The following is a 17,632-nucleotide window of genomic DNA, read 5'->3' as shown; positions in this document are numbered from 1 at the left end:
CTTTCCTCGTTATCGACCGTAGAATGCGCGCCCATAGATGTTTCTAGCGAAAGGTGATGTATGGCAGTAGTAATCGGGGTTTTAGCCTTTGTTGCGTTCTTAATGGTGGTGTTTGAGGACGTTATTCATATCAACAAGGCTAAATCTACGCTGTTCATCGGCACCCTCTGCTGGATATTAGCCTTTCTGTTCCCGCTGCATGGTGCGAGCCATGCTCAGGTCAACGAGCAACTCAACGAAAACCTGCTGGAAATTGCCACCCTCTGGCTGTTTCTAATGGCTGCGATGACATTCGTCGCCTATCTCAATAGCAAGGGGTTTGTTTCTGCCATCGTGCAACGCTTACTGCCTTCCGCACTTCACGAGCGAAGCCTGCTATTACTACTCGGTATATTTGCGTTCCTGTTTTCTTCCTTTGCCGATAACGTAACGGCAACACTGGTCTCAGTGGCCGTTATCACCAGCCTCAAAATCGACCCGCGTGAACGCTTAAAATATGCGACCCTTATAATTTTTGCGGTGAACAGCGGCGGCGTCTCGCTGATTACCGGCGATGTCACCACCCTGATGATTTTTATGGCCGGCAAAGTCAGCATTGTCAATTTACTGTTACTTGTTCTGCCCTCACTTGCAGCTGTTCTGCTCTTAGCCGGGCTGCTCTCAATAAACATGCGTGGCCGAGTGCTAATCGAGCAAGTTCGACAACCCATAGATAGCACCGACGTAGTGATATCACTGATATTCGTCGCTACTATTTTTTCAACCTTGGTTCTCAACTCGCTCTTTCAAATACCGCCCGTTCTTACCTTCCTGTTCGGCTTAAGCTGCATGTTCCTAATCGCCCAGTTTTTACTGCGAAAAAAGACCAACCGCAACATCCTCAACTATATCCGTGAAATTGAGTTTGAAACATTACTGTTCTTTCTTGGTGTTCTGTTAATCGTGGGAATGCTGAAAGAAATTGGGGTGCTAAACCAGCTCACCCATGTGTATCAGAATCTAGACACTCACTACGCCAACTACCTATTGGGCTTGGTGTCGGCGCTACTCGATAACGTACCCTTAACCGCCGCCCTGCTAAAAGCGGATATCGAGATGAACCTTGCAAGCTGGCTAGCACTAACCTATGCCACCGGCGTCGGCGGCTCGGTACTGATAATCGGCTCTGCGGCCGGTATCATCGCCATGAGCAAGGTTAAAGAACTTACTTTTATCAGCTACCTTTCTATGGCCGGCTACCTACTAATCGCCTACTCGGCAGGCTATTGGCTTACCTACCTACTCGCTCATGCAGTGCTTGGCTAGAGCAATCGATTTATTACCAATTTAGCTCCCACTAACTTTGATAAAACTGGGTTTCACTACCATACTTATTCCTGCTGTACGTGTGTTTCCACGGGGAAGCGCACAGCTCAAATTCACCTTCAGCACGCAGGCTAGGAGTGTCGATGTTTACCCCCAAAAAGCGCTTTTCTTTGTTGTCTGCTTGCATACTTTCGACTATTTACACAACGATATGTGCAACGCTGTCTAGCCCCGCGTTCGCAGCTGTATTGACCATTATCGATCAACACGGCCAACCGCTAAGCGGTGTCGTGGTGGAATACGGGAAGCCCCTGCCACCATTGCCACCTGCATCGGCCCCAGAAATTATCGACCAAGTAGACAAACAATTTAAACCGCAACTGATTATTATTCAGGCCGGAGCCAAAGTAAGCTTCCCAAATAGTGACGATATACGCCACCACGTTTACTCCTTCTCCTCCACCAAGCCATTCGAACTCAAACTATATGCAGGAAAGCCCAAGAGCCCCATCCCCTTCGACAATAGTGGTGTGGTAGTTTTAGGCTGCAATATTCACGACGCCATGGTCGGCTACATCTATGTTGCAACGGCACAAACTAAAATTTCTGACGCTGCCGGACGTGTCGACATCACCTTAGACACATCGTCAGATGTGGTACGCCTATGGCATCCACTCCAACTTAGCCAACCCGACGTACAATTAGAGATTCCTGCCGCTACCATTATTAATAGTAGCGGCAGCATTACCCTTGCAGTACAGACAAATCCCAAACCGCGCGATACCTTTCGAGACAGTTTTGGCTCGCTACCCAGCCGCAACCAACGCCACTCACAGCCAGAAACTAATGCGTCTAGTAAGACACTTTTACTGACAAACCTAGCACCGTATCAAAATGCCCCAAAATAGCTTAAAAACTCAGATTATCGCTTTATGTGTAGCGCTGGTAGTCGTATCGAGTGGTTCCATACTGTCGAGTTCATGGTGGTTTAGCAGCCACCACAACGCTGCCTACGTAAAAGAAACTATCGACAACGCCCAGAACGTCTTCCAACAGTACCTGCGCGCGCAAGAGGGGCTTTTAGTTACCGCAACAACCGTATTAACCAACGACTTCGGATTCAAACAAGCCGTCGCCAGCCGCGACGCCGCCACAATAGAAAGTGTTTTGGACAACCACGGCGACCGCATTAATGCGGACTTAATGCTGTTACTCGACACCCGTGGCGAGCTCATTCGCACCAGCGCAAGTAAACAAACGCAGCCGAGCGATACAATTAACAATCAGTCACTGCAAGGTATTCTCGAAAGTCCGGGCAAAGCTAACTTTGTCGTGATTGCCAACACCCTTTACCAAATATTTATTTTGCCAGTGCGAGCACCACGGACGATTGCTTACTCCGTTGTTGGTTTTAAAATAGATGATAAAGTCGCTCAAGAATTAAAACGGCTTACTGGCTTAGAGGTGTCCTTCGTTAGCATCGATCAAAACCTCTACGCGAGCACCTTGAGCTTGCCAGCCGACATACCTTTACAGCAGGTCGTCGAGGCACACAGCTTCCACTGGTTTTGGCGTGACCGGCCAGATTACAGTAACCGTGTGGTACTGCTCACAACCAAGAACGACAGCCAAACGAGCAGCCCTCAAAATCAGGTTGCGGTTATCTCGAAAGATTTACGTCCAAGCTACCTCGACTTTGAACAACGTATTCAGACCATGCTGTGGATAGCAGCGTTTATAATTCTCGTGGCGATTTTGGCAAGTATCTGGCTTGGTAACCGCCTCACAACGCCACTCGAAAAGCTGGTAGCGATAGCCAAAAGGTTTTCACGCGGTGATTATAAAGGTGACCTGTCTACACTTAGCCCTTCCGTAGAAATGACCATTCTATTTAATACCTTTAGAGAAATGGGCCACGAAGTCGAGGCGCGCGAACAGCAAGTACTCTTCCAAGCACAGCACGATCTTCTCACCGGGTTATATAATCGCAACACCCTACTGTCACTGGTTGAAAAACAATTAGAACAGCAAAGCCCCTTTATGCTAATGGCATTTAATGTGCGGCAATTTAAAAGCATTAACGACAACCTAGGTTCAGCCATTGGCGATAGCTACTTAAAAGCTATCGCCCAGCGATTAACCATCAAGGCCGCAGAAGGACACGACAGTTACAGGATGAACCACGCCCGGTTCGGCGACGATCAATTTTTATCCTTAATTCCTCTTACTACAACCACCGCGGCAGAAAGCGTGGCGTTGCAGCTCATCGACGCACTAAATGTTCCATTTGACGTAAACGGACTAAAACTAAACCACCCTATTTGCGCGGGCTATTGCCTCTACCCCGAGCACGCTAACACCGCCAAATCGCTGGTACGTCGCACCGGTATTGCATTGGAGAAATCGCGTAAAGCCGGTGTTAAGTTGCTGCCCTACCACACTGGCGACGACGAATCTCACCTGGAGCGCTTAGCCCTGATCGAAGAATTAAAGACCGCTATGTCAAAAAACGACGGGCAACTCTTTATGTTCTACCAACCAAAACTGCACTTAGCTATGGGCAAAGTCAATAAGGTAGAGGCGCTGATTCGCTGGCGCAAACCCAACGGCAGTATGATCTCACCGGAGCTTTTTATTGCCCTGGCAGAACAGGCCGGTTTAATTGTTGAACTAACCCACTGGGTAATCAACGAGGTTCTACACGATTTACAGCGCTGGCAAGCCGACAATATTTTTACCGAAGCGTCGATCAACATTTCTGCGCAAGATATTTCTCACCCCGACTTTACTGAATTTTTAGTTGCCCGAGCGAGCCACTATAAAATCAAGCCAAGCTACATAACACTGGAACTCACTGAACGCGATTTAATGGAAAACGAACAGGCGGCGTCAGATATTTTGCATAACCTGCGCGCCTTGGGCTATACCATTTCGGTAGACGATTACGGAGTTGGCCAGTCATCTCTTAGCAAATTAAAGAAACTCCCAATTCACGAAATTAAAATCGACAAGAGTTTTATCCTTAAACTTGCCAGCTCTGAAACCGACCAAATTATTGTACGCTCGACGGTAAACCTAAGTCACAACCTCGGCTTTTCTGTGGTAGCCGAAGGCGTGGAAGATGAGGAATCACTACAGCTTCTTACTCAAATGGGTTGCGATCTTATTCAGGGCTACCACCTGAGTCGACCAATGGCAGCAAACGACTTTCCTCTCTGGCTGAAAAACTATGAAAGCAATGCCCATTAAGATGAATACTTATTCTTTAGGTTTTAGCCTAACCCTCAACCCTGGAATCGCCACTAGAATATTTATCCTTCTATCCGTTTTTGCCAGCAGTCTCACGTTTGCAGCGGGTGGAAAAATTCTGGCGACGCCAGGGGTATCCCAAGTAGAAGGTGCCGCAGGCGGGGGCTTAGTACCCTGGGCCCAATTAGCGGGCTACGCCTCAGATAACGAAATTTCGGCGAGCGGATTTTGCAGTCGAGCAAGCGTCAGTGATTATGATCTAGATGTTTGTGGTGTGCAGGCAAATCTATTTGATCGCGTTGAACTATCTTACGCCAAGCAAACATTTGACGTTCCTGCGCTTAATACCGAGCTGGAACAGTCCATCGTATCCGCTAAGGTGCGCCTATACGGCGATATTGTTTACAGCCGATGGCCGCAACTAAGCTTTGGGGTTCAATCAAAAGAACTAAGCGATGCAAGCGTCGCTAACTTACTCGGCGCAAAAGATGATAGCGGCGTAGATTATTATCTCGCGGCGAGCAAACTCCATCTAGGTGCTGCGGCAGGCTATAACCTATTTTGGAATTTTGTCCTGCGCAGTACCTCAGCAAATGAGATGGGATTACTAGGGTTTGGCAGTACTAGCAAGGGTCGAAGCTTGCAAGCCGAATTTAGCAGTGCGCTATTTCTCAATCCAAATATTGCCTTCGGCATAGAGTATCGCCAGAAGCCCGACAATTTGAATCTTGGCGAAACCGATTGGCGCGATGTATTTATCGCTTGGTTCCCAAACAAGCACGTAAATCTAACGCTGGCCTATATCGATCTAGGCACTATCGCCGGTGCTCCAGACCAAACCGGTTGGTATCTCTCGTTAACAGGGAATCTTTAAATGATCTTCTCGCCTAACTCACCTCTGCAGCTTGATGCCAGGTTTGTCTGCCAGTTTTTTTTGGCTCTGCTGTTAACCCTTAGCCTTAGCGCTTGCGTCAGCTCGGCGTCAAAGCCAAGCCTTTATCAGCAATTAGGTGGCGAGCAAGGCTTAGACCGTATTGTCGAAGAGCTTATTCAGAATATAGGTAACGATAAGAAAGTATTTCACTTTTTTGCCGATGCGAAATTAAGTCGGTTCCGCACACTCTTAACGGAACATCTTTGCGAAGTAAGTGACGGCCCCTGTAAATATAGCGGCGACTCAATGGAAGATATACATACAGGAATGCATATCGACGAAGCAGATTTCAATCATATTGTCGAACTATTAATAGACGCTATGAACAAAGCGGATGCGCCAGTCACTGCGCAAAACAAGCTACTTGCTCGTCTCGCGCCAATGCGCAAAGACATCTACCGGCGTTAGTAAGCCTCCCGATAAGACGTTGAGATGAGCAATGCAATAAGGCATCATCCCTAAACTGTTATAGAACGAGGGAGGTGTAACAATGATCGATCAGTGTAGGCATTCGAAAATGACATGGCGCCAGCGGCGTTGGGCTTTAAGCACAATTATCAGTGTGCTAGCGATTACCGTCATTGGCGCTAATAGTGCAAACGCTGTATCGACAGATCCGACAGAAACAGCCGCCGAAACGGCCAACCCGACTGCCAGCCAACTCGCCGCTAAACCAATTGCTGCCCCCGCGACTAACAAGCGGGTGAACTCCCTTACCAAAATTTCCTACACCCCCGCCTACGTTGCCGCGAACTTCGATGTTTGGGAAAACGATGAATTTGATCGATTTATTATCAATCGCAACTTTAGCCTTGCCGACTTCAATAAAGTTTTATTCTTTCCAATGACTTTTGATCGCTTGAAAATCTCGTTAAAAACAAGTTCTGATCTGGCAAAAAATTGGAACGATTCCAGCTGGAAGGAAATGGATAGAATTTGCGGTTTTTTCGATTATTTTGCTAAAAAGAAATTCAAGAGAAAAGACGACTTGCAGCTCACTTTTACGGGCGGCGATGATGTTCTAGCCGTGGAGTTTAGAATGACCGAATTCGTGCCGCAGCATTCAAAAGACGGCAGTTGGGACAGCGCAACGGTTGGCGAAGAGTCCTTTACTAATTTAGGCACACTCTACTATCGCGCGGTAATTGCCCACTCGCAAACAGGAGATTTAATTGCCGTAATTGAAGATGCAACGGAGATAGCACCTCCGAAAGCTATGGTGCGCAATATTACTGGGCAAAATATTGCGTGGCGAAATTCGTTTAAGCGAATACTAGACTCGTTTTATTTAGCGCTCAAAGAGGCTAAAGCCGCTGATATGATAGCCGCGAAAAATAACGAGTGACCACTTAAGGCGGAACAATATACACCAACAAATGTTGGCCGGATCCTATCCATCACAGCGAACAGATTCGCTTAAGTGGTCACCAAATGCAGGCTATTTAAGGGCAAGCTGGGTCGGCGATTCCAAAGCGGAAGCGACACTTTCTGACGCACTGTCAGAACTCGGCTGCAAATAGGCCGCTGCCATAATTAAGGCAAAAGCAAAGGTTGAGGAAACAGTGAGCGAACGATAAAACGCTAAGTCAACTTTCATAAAAAATCCTCAGTAAAATAAACGGGTAAAACACCCAAATGCCAAACGGCATAAACAATTGTATTAGCGAATAGCAACTTGCAGTAAACCCCAAAACGGGGACAAAAAAGTAAGCAAACTAACTTGAGCCAGAGGCAAAGCTTCAGCTCGCAAAAACTATTCTGCAATTAATTTGCCAACTTGAAAAAATAGCGGATTATGTCTGTTTAAAGCTTAGTTTGATGATATTTACGCCGATATAGGTGTTTAGGAAGGGAGTTGCTGAGAAGTATTTGCATCAACCCAAAAACCCCACGCCGTAAGCTAGTGCAAGCTTACTGCATGGCACCATTGTGATGCAGTGATAATAACGCTGAAGTATGACAATTCAGCTAGGGTTACAAACAACTAACCCTAGCTGAACGCGTGACTAACAATAAAAAATTTAACGGCTTTTCGGTGCTGGCCGAGCATCACCGGTGCGGTTGCCGCTACTTGCTGGGCCGCCACGGCGAGGCTTGTTGCGCGCACCTGTAGGCCGACCGGTGCCAGCAGGTTTTGATCCCGCAGGTTTATGGCCGCGAGCCGCTTCACCTGAACGCTGCCCATCGCGATGCTCAGAGTGAGGCTTCTTCGGGCGGGGTTCGGGACGGTGGCGAGCATTTAAACGTGATGCAGGAAGGTCGTGAACCGGCTCGAAACCATCAACAAAACGACGCTCTAATAGCTTGTGTATTAAATTCTCAATATCCGATAGCTGCTTGAATTCATCAGCGCTCACCAGCGACACGGCTTGCCCCGTCGCGCCAGCACGGCCGGTACGACCAATGCGGTGAACGTAATCTTCAGGGACATTCGGCAACTCGAAATTGACCACTTGCGGCAGCTGGTCAATATCAAGCCCGCGCGCTGCAATATCGGTGGCCACTAAAACCTGTACAGCTCCAGCTTTAAAATCTGCCAAAGCCTTAGTGCGCGCCCCCTGACTTTTATTGCCGTGAATTGCAGCCGCTTTGATGTTCTTGGTTTCCAAGAAACTTGCGAGCTTATTGGCACCGTGTTTGGTGCGCATAAACACCAGCACCTGATGCCAGTTATTTTCTTCTATCAACTGTTGCAGCACGAGCGCTTTCTGGCGTTTGTCGACTGGGCATATCCACTGAGTAACCGTCGTCGCAGTAGTATTGCGAGGCGTTACCGAAAACTCTATGGGGTCGTTATTAATAATACCCTTCGCCAATTTGCGGATATCATCGGAAAAGGTCGCCGAAAACAGCAGGTTTTGGCGCACTTTGGGTAAACGCTGAATAATTCGGCGGATATCGTGAATAAAGCCCATATCGAGCATGCGGTCGGCTTCGTCGAGAACGAGTATCTCAAGCTGATCAAACTTCACCGCATTTTGATTGGCGAGGTCTAACAGACGGCCCGGTGTTGCAACCAAGATATCGGCACCACGACGCAAACGCATCATCTGAGGATTGATTTTCACACCACCAAAAACAATGGTGGAACTTAAACGAATATGTTTGCCGTAAGTACGAACACTTTCGCCTACCTGGGCAGCCAACTCACGAGTTGGCGTAAGAATTAGAGCGCGAACCTGATTCGGCTTCGCTGGTGCGCCGTGGCTCAAGCGCTCTAATATCGGCAGGGTAAAGCCCGCAGTTTTGCCGGTGCCAGTTTGCGCAGCGGCCATAACATCTCGGCCTTCCAGTACAGCCGGAATGGCCTTAGCCTGAACCGGTGACGGGGTTTCATAGCCTTCTTCGGCAACGGCCTTAAGAATCGGCTCTGACAAGCCGAGGGAGGTAAAACTCATAGGGTATCTCTTGGGGTGGGTATCGCTTTTCGCACTAACGCTGTGGTGCAGGTATGCCAGTCACCATAGCCGGCGCTGGGGAGGCGCAAGTGTACAGCAAGGTAGGCCCAATTACCCGATTTTCTGGTGAATGTTTACGCAATTGATGAAATTGGCGTTTGCAAATCAGCAGGCAGGCCGCGATCATGAACCTCCACGCCTCCAGCCAAGCCACAGGGCAAAACCTAACTATGTATGGCAAAGCGCGCACCAAGTAACTTACAGGTATATAAATGCAGTTAACGGACGTAATGAGCTGGGTGGCCATGGCCACTTTTATCGGTATTATTTGGCAGCATCTCAACATTGGTTCACGCGCCTATATCGTCGCCCGACAAGCGACTGAACGAGCCGGTGTGGTACTGCTAGACCAAAGTGTTATTTTGCAACGCCTTCGAGTAGTTCGCTCTAGCCAGTCACTCTTTGCGGTAGAGCGGAGCTATAGATTCGAGTTCTCCAGCGTCGGCGACAGGCGCTACAAAGGCAGGGTAACGTTTCGCGGCAGCCGCTTGGCTGGAACCGAACTGGAACCTTACAAAACCCAAGAACCGGAACCGCTAGCGCCTCTAAACTCCTAACACCCGCTAAGCTATAGCGCTTTACCAACAACTCCGCGAAAACGATCCAGCAAGAAGCTCCACCGAACCCACTCACCTAGGAGGGTTCGTTACCTGGCCGCCATTTGATATTGCAACCTATAGAAGGGTATTGCTTAGCCGGTGGTTGCTCTCCGTTCAACAGCTGATCTAAAACAATTTTCAAGCTGTCACCATTTGCTGGAGCTTTGCCTGAGTCATAGTTGCCAGAGGAGATACGATGCGGACGGGTGTCATCAAACTGACCGCGGTAAGCTAATTTTCGCGCGCCATCAAAGACGTATAGGTCTGGCGTACAAGCTGCGCCATAGGCCTTAGCCACCGCTTGGGTCTCATCGTATAGATAGGGGAAGGGGTAACCGCGCAAGGCCTGCTCTGCTTTCATCAATTCAAAACTGTCGGCGGGATATGCGTCGGTATCATTACTATTAATAGCAACGAAGCCGATGTTTTTTTCCATATAGTCGCAAGCCAACTCAGCCAAGGCTGGGGCAATATGGATTACATAAGGGCAATGATTACAAATAAAGAGCACCACCAGTGCGTCATACTTGCTAAAATCCGCCAAACTCAAGGTTTTGCCAGAGGTTGCGGGTAAAGAAAAATCCGGCGCAGCACTGTGCAGCTCCATCATCGTTGATTCGGTAAGTGCCATTTGGTGCCTCTACTGAGTTATAGACTCGACAAGTTGTATACATATATGAAAACGCAGGACATTCTAACACTGCCCGAAGCAAAGCTAGCGCCTCAGCTTGCACACTTAAAGGTTAAAGAACTCGAACGCCACGCGCAAAAAATTCTACTAAAGAACGGCGGCGGCGACTACAACCAATTAATCCGCACAATTATTCAAACCATTCCCAAGCTCAGTGCCGAATCCGACACGCCCTATCAAGAAGTACAGAAATTAGTGCGCGCCGAACTTGAGCACAGTGATGCGATCAACGATATAGCGGAACGTCTCAGCGTGATTATTATGGTCATCGTCACCAAAAAATTTCAGAAAATACATAATGGCTAGATAAGACTAAGGTCGGCACCTCTACCGTAAAAATTAACCCGCATCGCAATGCTTACTCAGTAAGCGTAATCAGAAGCAGTGCGCAATCAACATTCAGCCACTGTCATAAATTCGTCACCCAACAAGGTTACAATGGCCTATCAGTACCGCCGTTAAATTTAACTCGAGGACTGTACTTGCCGTTGTTTTCGCCGCACCTTTCGTTAACTGGACCCCGCCAGCTAGATAAGACTTCATGCCCTTTCCGCGCGCCTTAACCTATATTGCACTTCGCAACCGTGCTCGCCGCCTGCTAGGCCTTCGCACCAAAACCAATATTAAAGACCTCGCTATTCGCTGCAGCACCGATCAGTTAGTAAATCAAACAGCACCCGAATATCTATCCTTTTCGATTGATATTTCCGTGGTCGTCGGCGGGTTTTGGTGGGAGGGAAGTAAAGGCGTTAGACGAGGACTGGGCACATTGCGCGTACCGGCACTAGATTTATCCAAACAGCGATTAGATATTCTCACCCAAGCACTCGCTCCAGCGTACCTGCGTGTTGGCGGCTCTGAAGCCGATAAGATCCATTATTTTCACAACCCAGAAGGCGAACCCGATGCGCTGGTTTTAAGCCGCGACATGTGGAATAACTTGCACAAATTTATCCAACGTAATCATTTAAAGTTTTACTTCACGGTAAAATACGGATTGTTTAATCGGCGCCAGCATGGCGACTGGCAAGGCACCGAAATTCAAAGCTTGCTGCAGTACAGTAAAGACCACAACTACACGATTAACATTTGTGAACTAGGCAACGAGCTAAACGCCTACTGGGCATTTCATGGCCTAAAATCACAACCTTCTGCGGTAAAATTAGCGCACGACTACAGCACCTTCACCCAGTTATTACGACATTACTACCCCAGCATAAAAATTGCGGGGCCAGGGAGCGCGTTCTGGCCAAAGCTAGGCGAAACAGTGCGGCCAGTTTCTAACTTAAGCGAAAAGTTTTTACAGACCAGTCAGTCTCAGCTCGACATTGTTGACTGGCACTATTACCCATTTCAAAGTACACGCACGCCACTGCGCACACGCACTGCAACACTTAAAAAGTTTCTCTCGCCAAGCTCTTTTGAAGATTTCGCACATTTTAGCGATCGCTTAAAACACTGGAGAGATCTATATCAACCCAATGCTGAACTCTGGACGGGCGAAACTGGATCGGCGCAATGCGGTGGCGAGCCTCGTCTTTCCGATCGATTTACTTCAAGTTTTTGGTGGGCCGATCAACTTGGGCGCGGCGCCCGCATTGGCCAAAAAGTTATGATTCGACAGAGTTTGATCGGCGGTGACTACGGAATGATCGACCGGCTGACACTTAAGCCACGACCCGACTACTGGGTAAGCTGGTTCTGGAAACGGCTGATGGGCACCGCAGTATATCGCGCGGAAAGTAGCAGTCGGCGAATTCGTGCCTACCTACATCGCCACCCCGATGGCGAGCGCTACACCCTTCTGATGATCAATCTTACCGATCAGAAACAGTCGCCCGACATTTCCGGGCTTGGCGGTTTACAGCAACAATATGTCATAACCGCAAAAAAACTCACTTCCCGCAAACTACATGTAAATGGTATACGCCCTAAAATTAAACACCTCGAAAACAATGCGGAGAATAAGCTGCTGCCTTTTGCAATGCGCCAACTATCGCGAGATTTGCAACCGTTTAGTATCAGCTTTTGGATTTACTCACGTAGCGCAAAAAATTAATGTCGACGAATAGAGGGTGGTATACTTCAAAGCCTTAACCTTATCGACTTGAAGCCTATGACTATTTGGGTAGACGCAGATGCGTGTCCAGTTCCAATTAAAGAAATTCTCTATCGCGCGGCAGCTCGCACTCAAGTGCAAACTGTATTCGTAGCGAATCAGTTTTTACGTCTGCCTAACCAGCCCGCGTTAAGCTTTTTACAAGTAGGCGCAGGCTTTGATGTTGCCGACAATGAAATAGTAAAACGCATGGTCGATGGCGACATGGTGATCACCAACGATATACCGCTCGCCGACGAAGTTATAACAAAAGGCGCGCAAGTGTTGAACCATCGCGGCGAAGCACTAACCAAAGACAATGTTCGCGCACGCCTTAATATTCGCGACTTCATGGAAACGATGCGCAGCAGCGGTGTTCACAGTGGCGGCCCGCCCCCGCTTTCTGCCGCCGACAAACAGAAGTTTGCCAACGCCCTAGACTCTTGGTTAGCCAAAGCAGGTAAACCCTAGCCGATCATTCTGGGGCCTAGGCCACAGGCTCAACCGTATCGACCCGCACATAAAGTTCCCCCTCTATTAACTGGTAATACCAGCGAACCTCTACATCGTCTAAACGCGTACCGTAACGTCGCTGCTCATCCAGTGCTTGATATTTTGGGCGCGGGTCTTGCTGTAATACCTGCTCAATGAGCCGTAACAGATCACTTCGCTGCTCTAGCGCCAACTTTAACTCGTCACTAAAAATCACCGGCAGTAATGCTGGCTCCTGCTCTGCGAACTGGTTGGTCGCTTCCGACAGCGCATCAACATAGGGAACATAGGGTTTAATATCCAACACTGGAGTTCCATCGAGCAAATCAATTCCCGACAAATGCAGTCGCACCAACGAAGGCCCCAACTCTAAGCGCTCGAGTTTCACCACCGACAAGCCAATCGGACTAGGGCGTACCGGCGACCGAGTGGCAAACACGCCAATGCTTTTATTCCCCCCCAAACGTGGCGGGCGAACCTTCGGTCGCCATTGCTCTGTATTATTCCGATGAAAAACAAACTGCAGCCAAATATGCGAAGCCAACTCCAAGCCCTGAAACGCATCGGGATTGTTGTACGGCGCAACAATTTCTAGGGTTGCCTTTGACGCAGTTGCCAAGCCAGGCTGACGAGGAATGCCAAACTTCTCCTTAAAGCATGAGCGAACGATTCCAATAACGGGGAAGTGGTAAGTCGATTCCATTTAATTCCTGATTTTTTCACTCTAGTCACTCTATAAAACGCTATAGAAATGAAATTATTTATCGAATTTGTGGGCTTGTTACATTTTTGTGTCGCCAATCAGCGTGGTATAATTGCCGACGCAACATTCCTACCACCATTATTTCCATTCTCTGATTATACGAAACCCGCGGCATATGCTAGTTAGGCCAAAGGGTATTCGTGTTTTACTAATCTATTGAAGTTATAAGGATTTCCCCATGAAAAAAGCCCTCTCGTTAGTACTACCGTTATTAGCGCTAAATGCATTTTCTGAAGAAGAAAAAGCCTTTCAACTGGATGCTGAAGTTGGCGCTCTAATGACCTCCGGCAACACTAAGTCTACGGCCTTCAAAGGTAAAATTGATGCCAAACAAGATCTCAGTAGCTGGCGCACTCAGTATGTACTCGAAGGCCTCTACAAGGAAGACGAAGTCGAAAATGTGGATGGTGGGGTAATTACAAGCGCCGATCAAACCACGGCTCAAAAGTACTTCGTTTCGGCTCAGGCCGATTACAAATTGGATGAAGAACATCGCGGCTTGTTCATATTTGGCTCCTATGAAGATGCTCGCTTTAGTGGTTACGACTACCAATCAACGCTTGCCGTTGGTTATTCAGACCGCCTATTTAAAACAGAAAAGTCTCACCTAGACTATAGCGTCGGTCCCGGTTACACCACTAACAAATCAACATTAACCGGTGAAACTGACAGTAACTTTATCATTCGGCTGGCCGCTTCATACGTCTATAAATTTAGCCCCAGCGCCAAGTTCACGCAAACTGTTGCCAGTAATATTGCCACCGAGTCTGGTTCGAACACGGCTACCAAAGCTGAGTCGGCAATTACCGCAACCTTAACAGACTCTTTTGCTATCAAAGCGTCTTACACCATTAACAACAACTCGGAAGTACCGGTAGGTATCGAAAGTACCGATACACAAACAGCTGTTACTTTAGTCTATAGCATGTAATTTCGACCTATAGCGTTAATGCGCCCCAGCGTCTGAATTGTAAATTTCCAACTTAGACACTGGGGCGCAACATTACCTACTGACCACAATCTCGAAGACACCTTTCAACCCGATCAGCCTCTAATCGGTATGATTCCGCGCACTAACCAATATTCCCTGTATTAATATTTCAGTCATAGCTTCGAAAGAGTTATTAACCGAGGTTTGATTGTGCAACAAAAACTCTTCTGGCCAACGCCCCGACGCACAGGCAGTGTGATTCATATGCTTACTAGCAAGCGCTGTAATTCCGTGAGCCATAGACCAACAGGCATAGGTGCCTAACGCTTCGTTATACTGATTAACCGGTAGATTATTTTTTTGTAGTAGAGCCAGCACAGCAGAACGCAATGCCTTCTCCGCACTCATAACGCAATTTATAAGCTCTGGCGTGAAATATTCATCTGGGACCTGCTCTTGGAAAATTCGCTCAAAATACTGCGCGTGCTCAATAGAATAACGGTAATAGCTCTGACCGAGAACGCGGATACGCACTTCCGGCTCGAGTGTGTCAGGCGCATGAGACTCTAAATACCGCGTAAAATGGCCCAAGCACTCCAATTTCACCGCAACGACTAACGCCATCTTGTCGGGAAAGTGATTGTAAACTGCTGTAGCCGCCACCCCGACATGGCTCGCCAATTTCCGCAGGGAAATTTTTTCGACGGGAAATTCGTGGAGGAGTTGTAGGTAAGCATCCACCAGCGCTTGCTTTAAGTTACCGTGGTGATAACTAGTATTTTGCTTATCAGGGTTTTTAAGTGTCAAATGGTTCGCACCTTGTAATCAGACCAGCGGATCAACCTAAATGGGACAAGTTGATTCCCTTGAAATAATACAGAATTAATAGCGCAGTACCAAGCCTCCTGCAGTTGCCTCCGCCAAGGATTAAAAACTATATTTTATCGATAGATTGGCCACATCGTTAGTCGCAAAATAGTCGTCGAAATAGGATCCCTCGTCGCCCTCATAAAGGGCAACACTAGCGCCCAAGTGAAGATTATCGGACATCTGATACTCTAGACTCCAACGCAGTACTTTCATTTCGACCGTCCCCATATAAATCAGCCGCAACTGATTGCTCAACCGGTCATTCATGGCGCTATGCCGTGCACTTAGAAAGTGACCATAGTTTGTCTCTACCTGACCGTCGCGATGAAATTTCACTAAAGAAAACTCATAAGCTAACTGCAAATTCTCGAAGCCACCGTAATCCAAACCAAGCATAGCTCGCAACTCACGCACCTTATCAAACCCGGCAATGGGATCACTCGGAGCCGGATCCTGCACGGGGATTGTCACCACAGGTAACCGATCGCTCCAGCTGTTTGCAAACTCGCTGCGTAATAACCATTGATCGAGCACCTTGGCAAAACTACCACCGATCACGCGTGACCTTGGCTGATAGAAGATGGGCCCTCGCTCGTCATAGCCCGCGAGTTGCTGCTCGTTATCATTTACCTCGGCGGCCATTAACATAAGGTCGCTACCAGCAATAGAATAAGCCCACTTAGCAGCAACCTCCCACTCCTTATCCGGTTTTTTATAGCTTTCTAAACAAGGAGGCAAACACCACGGACTAAGCAAGTAAAATTCTTCGCCCTGCTCGGCGTTACGATTTGCATTCGCCGCGAACGTTACCACAGAGGTTAAACTACCAAACGGGGTAATTGTCGACATTGAAATTGCCGGAAGAGCTTCACGAATATCTTCAAGTTCGGCCTGACCTGGCTCACGTAAATCTTTTGGGCTGAGCACATCGGTAATAGCCAGCGACTCAGACTCTCCCCAAGCCAAAACTTGGTGGCCAACCCGAAGCCAATTATTACCGTAGCTAAAATCCACATACGCATCACGCAGGAAAAGCCGAGAATCGGTTAGCCCCCACTGTTGCTCGCCCAGCTGCCACTGCACCCAATCTAGCTCTGTTTTGGTACTTAGCTGCCATCTAATATCCGGCGCTAGCTTACCGCTAAACTCCAAAAATCCCTCACTACGCAAACCGTTCACCCCAGCCTCGTAGCGCTGAACATTGGACTGCTCTCGCGGGGACTCGATGCCAAGCTTAAGGTTTTGACGAACATAGCCGCGATAGGAGAAGCTGCCAGAATCTTCAGCCGTGTTATCTAAGTCCACCTCGACACTTGCAAAAAAATCCTCCTCAGCAAGTGCAGACACCGGCGAAAATAAAACAACGCTGGCGAATACTAGAATGGCTTTCACTTTAGAGCCCTCGCTGCATCGCCTGAGCATCGAAGAAATTGGCCGGTAACGGCTTGTTATAAACGATTTCATTTATCTTAAATACGCTACTGTGTTGCTTCTCACCGCGTCGAACAGTAACCATTTGCAGAGTCTTAGCCGTCCAAACACCATCGATTTTTTCGATATCCGTAGCACTAAAATATTTTGTTTGCTTACCCTTCTTTACATCGATGATCGCTTTAACTACCACGAAGTTATCTTTTCTTACCCATGATTTTGAGCTGATATATCCGGTTTTATCAATAACATCCTCACTCACAGGGATAGAAGAAATAACCCAACAGTCGACCCCATCAACAAGCTCGCTCACAGCTTCTATTTTATAGCGGTAGTCCTCATAGTCTGTACCATTAATATCGGCATAGCTAAAGTCGCTGCCCATAAATGCACCCGACTCTTCCGAAGACGCGACACGCTTTACTTTCTGTAAGGCTGGCAGATATAGCCAAGAATCGTCGGCAATAGCTGGATCGCTCCACTCATAAGAAAGATAGGAGGTTCCCTCAACATCCGCAGGACTGCGAAACACAATTAGCGCTTTTTCAACCTCTTTTGTTTCCACACGATACATTTCTAAATCGCGAACTCGTTGACGCTGCCGCTTATCAACTAAAACTAAAACGCTCGTCGCTTGACTAGTATCGCCGCTATAACGCTGATCAACCTTTAACATTATATCGGCAGCGTTTAACGTTTGCCCTTCATCGGCTGATAACGTCGGCAAACATAGAATATTTACAAGTATCACGCACAACGTAGCTAAACGTTCTAAACTGCAAAACTTATATCGTTTTAACATCACTATTTT

General features: G+C 47.8%; 18 protein-coding genes. 11 read left to right on the top strand and 7 right to left on the bottom strand.

Annotated elements, in window-relative coordinates; translation table 11 throughout:
* Positions 1–60: 60 nt before the first annotated feature.
* The 6 genes from nhaD (at position 61) to IDZ20_RS03710 (ending at position 6,833) form a co-directional block, all read left to right on the top strand.
* The gene (gene nhaD, locus IDZ20_RS03735; protein ID WP_188150084.1) at positions 61–1,305 is read left to right on the top strand and encodes a sodium:proton antiporter NhaD; all 1,245 of its coding nucleotides are present in this window, start codon (positions 61–63) and stop codon (positions 1,303–1,305) included.
* A 143-nt stretch (positions 1,306–1,448) separates the two neighbouring features.
* Positions 1,449–2,213, top strand: a complete 765-nt coding sequence (locus IDZ20_RS03730; protein WP_188150083.1) for a methylamine utilization protein — start codon at positions 1,449–1,451, stop codon at positions 2,211–2,213.
* Positions 2,200–4,554, top strand: coding sequence for a bifunctional diguanylate cyclase/phosphodiesterase (locus IDZ20_RS03725; RefSeq protein ID WP_188150082.1), 2,355 nt, complete (start codon positions 2,200–2,202; stop codon positions 4,552–4,554). The genes IDZ20_RS03730 and IDZ20_RS03725 overlap by 14 nt, the downstream gene beginning before the upstream one ends.
* Before the next feature lies 1 nt (position 4,555).
* Complete coding sequence (locus tag IDZ20_RS03720; RefSeq protein WP_188150081.1) at positions 4,556–5,428, top strand: DUF3034 family protein; 873 nt, start codon at positions 4,556–4,558, stop codon at positions 5,426–5,428.
* Entirely contained in the window at positions 5,429–5,896 is a 468-nt protein-coding gene (locus tag IDZ20_RS03715; protein WP_188150080.1) for a group I truncated hemoglobin, read from the top strand.
* 82 nt (positions 5,897–5,978) lie between these two features.
* Entirely contained in the window at positions 5,979–6,833 is an 855-nt protein-coding gene (locus IDZ20_RS03710; RefSeq protein WP_188150079.1) for a hypothetical protein, read from the top strand.
* Between the two features lie 93 nt (positions 6,834–6,926).
* On the opposite strand, the gene IDZ20_RS03705 is transcribed toward IDZ20_RS03710, so the two are convergent.
* On the bottom strand, positions 6,927–7,085 hold the full coding sequence (locus IDZ20_RS03705) for a hypothetical protein (RefSeq protein ID WP_188150078.1): 159 nt from the start codon (positions 7,083–7,085) through the stop codon (positions 6,927–6,929).
* A gap of 424 nt (positions 7,086–7,509) precedes the next feature.
* Positions 7,510–8,886 (bottom strand): DEAD/DEAH box helicase, encoded by a 1,377-nt coding sequence (locus IDZ20_RS03700; protein WP_188150077.1) that lies wholly within the window; start codon positions 8,884–8,886, stop codon positions 7,510–7,512.
* 272 nt (positions 8,887–9,158) lie between these two features.
* Between IDZ20_RS03700 and IDZ20_RS03695 the strand changes: the two genes are divergently transcribed.
* Positions 9,159–9,503 (top strand): DUF3301 domain-containing protein, encoded by a 345-nt coding sequence (locus IDZ20_RS03695; RefSeq protein ID WP_188150076.1) that lies wholly within the window; start codon positions 9,159–9,161, stop codon positions 9,501–9,503.
* Between the two features lie 76 nt (positions 9,504–9,579).
* On the opposite strand, the gene IDZ20_RS03690 is transcribed toward IDZ20_RS03695, so the two are convergent.
* Positions 9,580–10,176, bottom strand: coding sequence for a thioredoxin family protein (locus IDZ20_RS03690; protein ID WP_188150075.1), 597 nt, complete (start codon positions 10,174–10,176; stop codon positions 9,580–9,582).
* Positions 10,177–10,221: 45 nt separating this feature from the next.
* Here IDZ20_RS03690 and IDZ20_RS03685 point away from each other — a divergent pair, with 45 nt between their 5' ends.
* The 3 genes from IDZ20_RS03685 to IDZ20_RS03675 all read left to right on the top strand — a co-directional run bounded on the left by IDZ20_RS03685 (position 10,222) and on the right by IDZ20_RS03675 (position 12,805).
* Positions 10,222–10,542 (top strand): hypothetical protein, encoded by a 321-nt coding sequence (locus IDZ20_RS03685; RefSeq protein ID WP_188150074.1) that lies wholly within the window; start codon positions 10,222–10,224, stop codon positions 10,540–10,542.
* 235 nt (positions 10,543–10,777) lie between these two features.
* Positions 10,778–12,295, top strand: coding sequence for a glycosyl hydrolase family 79 N-terminal domain-containing protein (locus IDZ20_RS03680; protein WP_188150073.1), 1,518 nt, complete (start codon positions 10,778–10,780; stop codon positions 12,293–12,295).
* 57 nt (positions 12,296–12,352) lie between these two features.
* Entirely contained in the window at positions 12,353–12,805 is a 453-nt protein-coding gene (locus IDZ20_RS03675; RefSeq protein ID WP_188150072.1) for a YaiI/YqxD family protein, read from the top strand.
* Between the two features lie 16 nt (positions 12,806–12,821).
* On the opposite strand, the gene tsaA is transcribed toward IDZ20_RS03675, so the two are convergent.
* Positions 12,822–13,529 carry a tRNA (N6-threonylcarbamoyladenosine(37)-N6)-methyltransferase TrmO gene (gene tsaA, locus IDZ20_RS03670; protein WP_188150071.1) on the bottom strand — a complete coding sequence of 236 codons (708 nt, stop codon included), beginning with the start codon at positions 13,527–13,529 and terminating at the stop codon, positions 12,822–12,824.
* Positions 13,530–13,767: 238 nt separating this feature from the next.
* Between tsaA and IDZ20_RS03665 the strand changes: the two genes are divergently transcribed.
* Positions 13,768–14,520 carry a DUF481 domain-containing protein gene (locus IDZ20_RS03665; RefSeq protein ID WP_188150070.1) on the top strand — a complete coding sequence of 251 codons (753 nt, stop codon included), beginning with the start codon at positions 13,768–13,770 and terminating at the stop codon, positions 14,518–14,520.
* Positions 14,521–14,640: 120 nt separating this feature from the next.
* On the opposite strand, the gene IDZ20_RS03660 is transcribed toward IDZ20_RS03665, so the two are convergent.
* From IDZ20_RS03660 to IDZ20_RS03650, 3 genes are all read right to left on the bottom strand, one after another.
* Positions 14,641–15,327 carry a TetR/AcrR family transcriptional regulator gene (locus IDZ20_RS03660; protein ID WP_188150069.1) on the bottom strand — a complete coding sequence of 229 codons (687 nt, stop codon included), beginning with the start codon at positions 15,325–15,327 and terminating at the stop codon, positions 14,641–14,643.
* A gap of 120 nt (positions 15,328–15,447) precedes the next feature.
* Complete coding sequence (locus IDZ20_RS03655; protein WP_188150068.1) at positions 15,448–16,782, bottom strand: DUF1302 family protein; 1,335 nt, start codon at positions 16,780–16,782, stop codon at positions 15,448–15,450.
* Between the two features lies 1 nt (position 16,783).
* A complete protein-coding gene (locus tag IDZ20_RS03650; protein ID WP_188150067.1) occupies positions 16,784–17,623 on the bottom strand; it encodes an outer membrane lipoprotein-sorting protein in 840 nt (279 codons plus the stop codon).
* Positions 17,624–17,632 lie beyond the last annotated feature (9 nt).

It is taken from the genome of Teredinibacter waterburyi, assembly GCF_001922985.1.
Taxonomy (GTDB): Bacteria; Pseudomonadota; Gammaproteobacteria; order Pseudomonadales; family Cellvibrionaceae; genus Teredinibacter; species Teredinibacter waterburyi.
Note: the sequence above shows the minus strand (reverse complement) of the source record. Positions and strands in the feature narration are given on the sequence as shown.

Bases quoted from the DNA above. Each gene is read 5' to 3' on its own strand.
- nhaD (WP_188150084.1), top strand. From the start codon at position 61: ATGGCAGTAGTAATCGGGGTTTTAGCCTTTGTTGCGTTCTTAATGGTG.
- IDZ20_RS03730 (WP_188150083.1), top strand. From the start codon at position 1,449: ATGTTTACCCCCAAAAAGCGCTTTTCTTTGTTGTCTGCTTGCATACTT.
- IDZ20_RS03725 (WP_188150082.1), top strand. From the start codon at position 2,200: ATGCCCCAAAATAGCTTAAAAACTCAGATTATCGCTTTATGTGTAGCG.
- IDZ20_RS03720 (WP_188150081.1), top strand. From the start codon at position 4,556: ATGAATACTTATTCTTTAGGTTTTAGCCTAACCCTCAACCCTGGAATC.
- IDZ20_RS03715 (WP_188150080.1), top strand. From the start codon at position 5,429: ATGATCTTCTCGCCTAACTCACCTCTGCAGCTTGATGCCAGGTTTGTC.
- IDZ20_RS03710 (WP_188150079.1), top strand. From the start codon at position 5,979: ATGATCGATCAGTGTAGGCATTCGAAAATGACATGGCGCCAGCGGCGT.
- IDZ20_RS03705 (WP_188150078.1), bottom strand. From the start codon at position 7,085: ATGAAAGTTGACTTAGCGTTTTATCGTTCGCTCACTGTTTCCTCAACC.
- IDZ20_RS03700 (WP_188150077.1), bottom strand. From the start codon at position 8,886: ATGAGTTTTACCTCCCTCGGCTTGTCAGAGCCGATTCTTAAGGCCGTT.
- IDZ20_RS03695 (WP_188150076.1), top strand. From the start codon at position 9,159: ATGCAGTTAACGGACGTAATGAGCTGGGTGGCCATGGCCACTTTTATC.
- IDZ20_RS03690 (WP_188150075.1), bottom strand. From the start codon at position 10,176: ATGGCACTTACCGAATCAACGATGATGGAGCTGCACAGTGCTGCGCCG.
- IDZ20_RS03685 (WP_188150074.1), top strand. From the start codon at position 10,222: ATGAAAACGCAGGACATTCTAACACTGCCCGAAGCAAAGCTAGCGCCT.
- IDZ20_RS03680 (WP_188150073.1), top strand. From the start codon at position 10,778: ATGCCCTTTCCGCGCGCCTTAACCTATATTGCACTTCGCAACCGTGCT.
- IDZ20_RS03675 (WP_188150072.1), top strand. From the start codon at position 12,353: ATGACTATTTGGGTAGACGCAGATGCGTGTCCAGTTCCAATTAAAGAA.
- tsaA (WP_188150071.1), bottom strand. From the start codon at position 13,529: ATGGAATCGACTTACCACTTCCCCGTTATTGGAATCGTTCGCTCATGC.
- IDZ20_RS03665 (WP_188150070.1), top strand. From the start codon at position 13,768: ATGAAAAAAGCCCTCTCGTTAGTACTACCGTTATTAGCGCTAAATGCA.
- IDZ20_RS03650 (WP_188150067.1), bottom strand. From the start codon at position 17,623: ATGTTAAAACGATATAAGTTTTGCAGTTTAGAACGTTTAGCTACGTTG.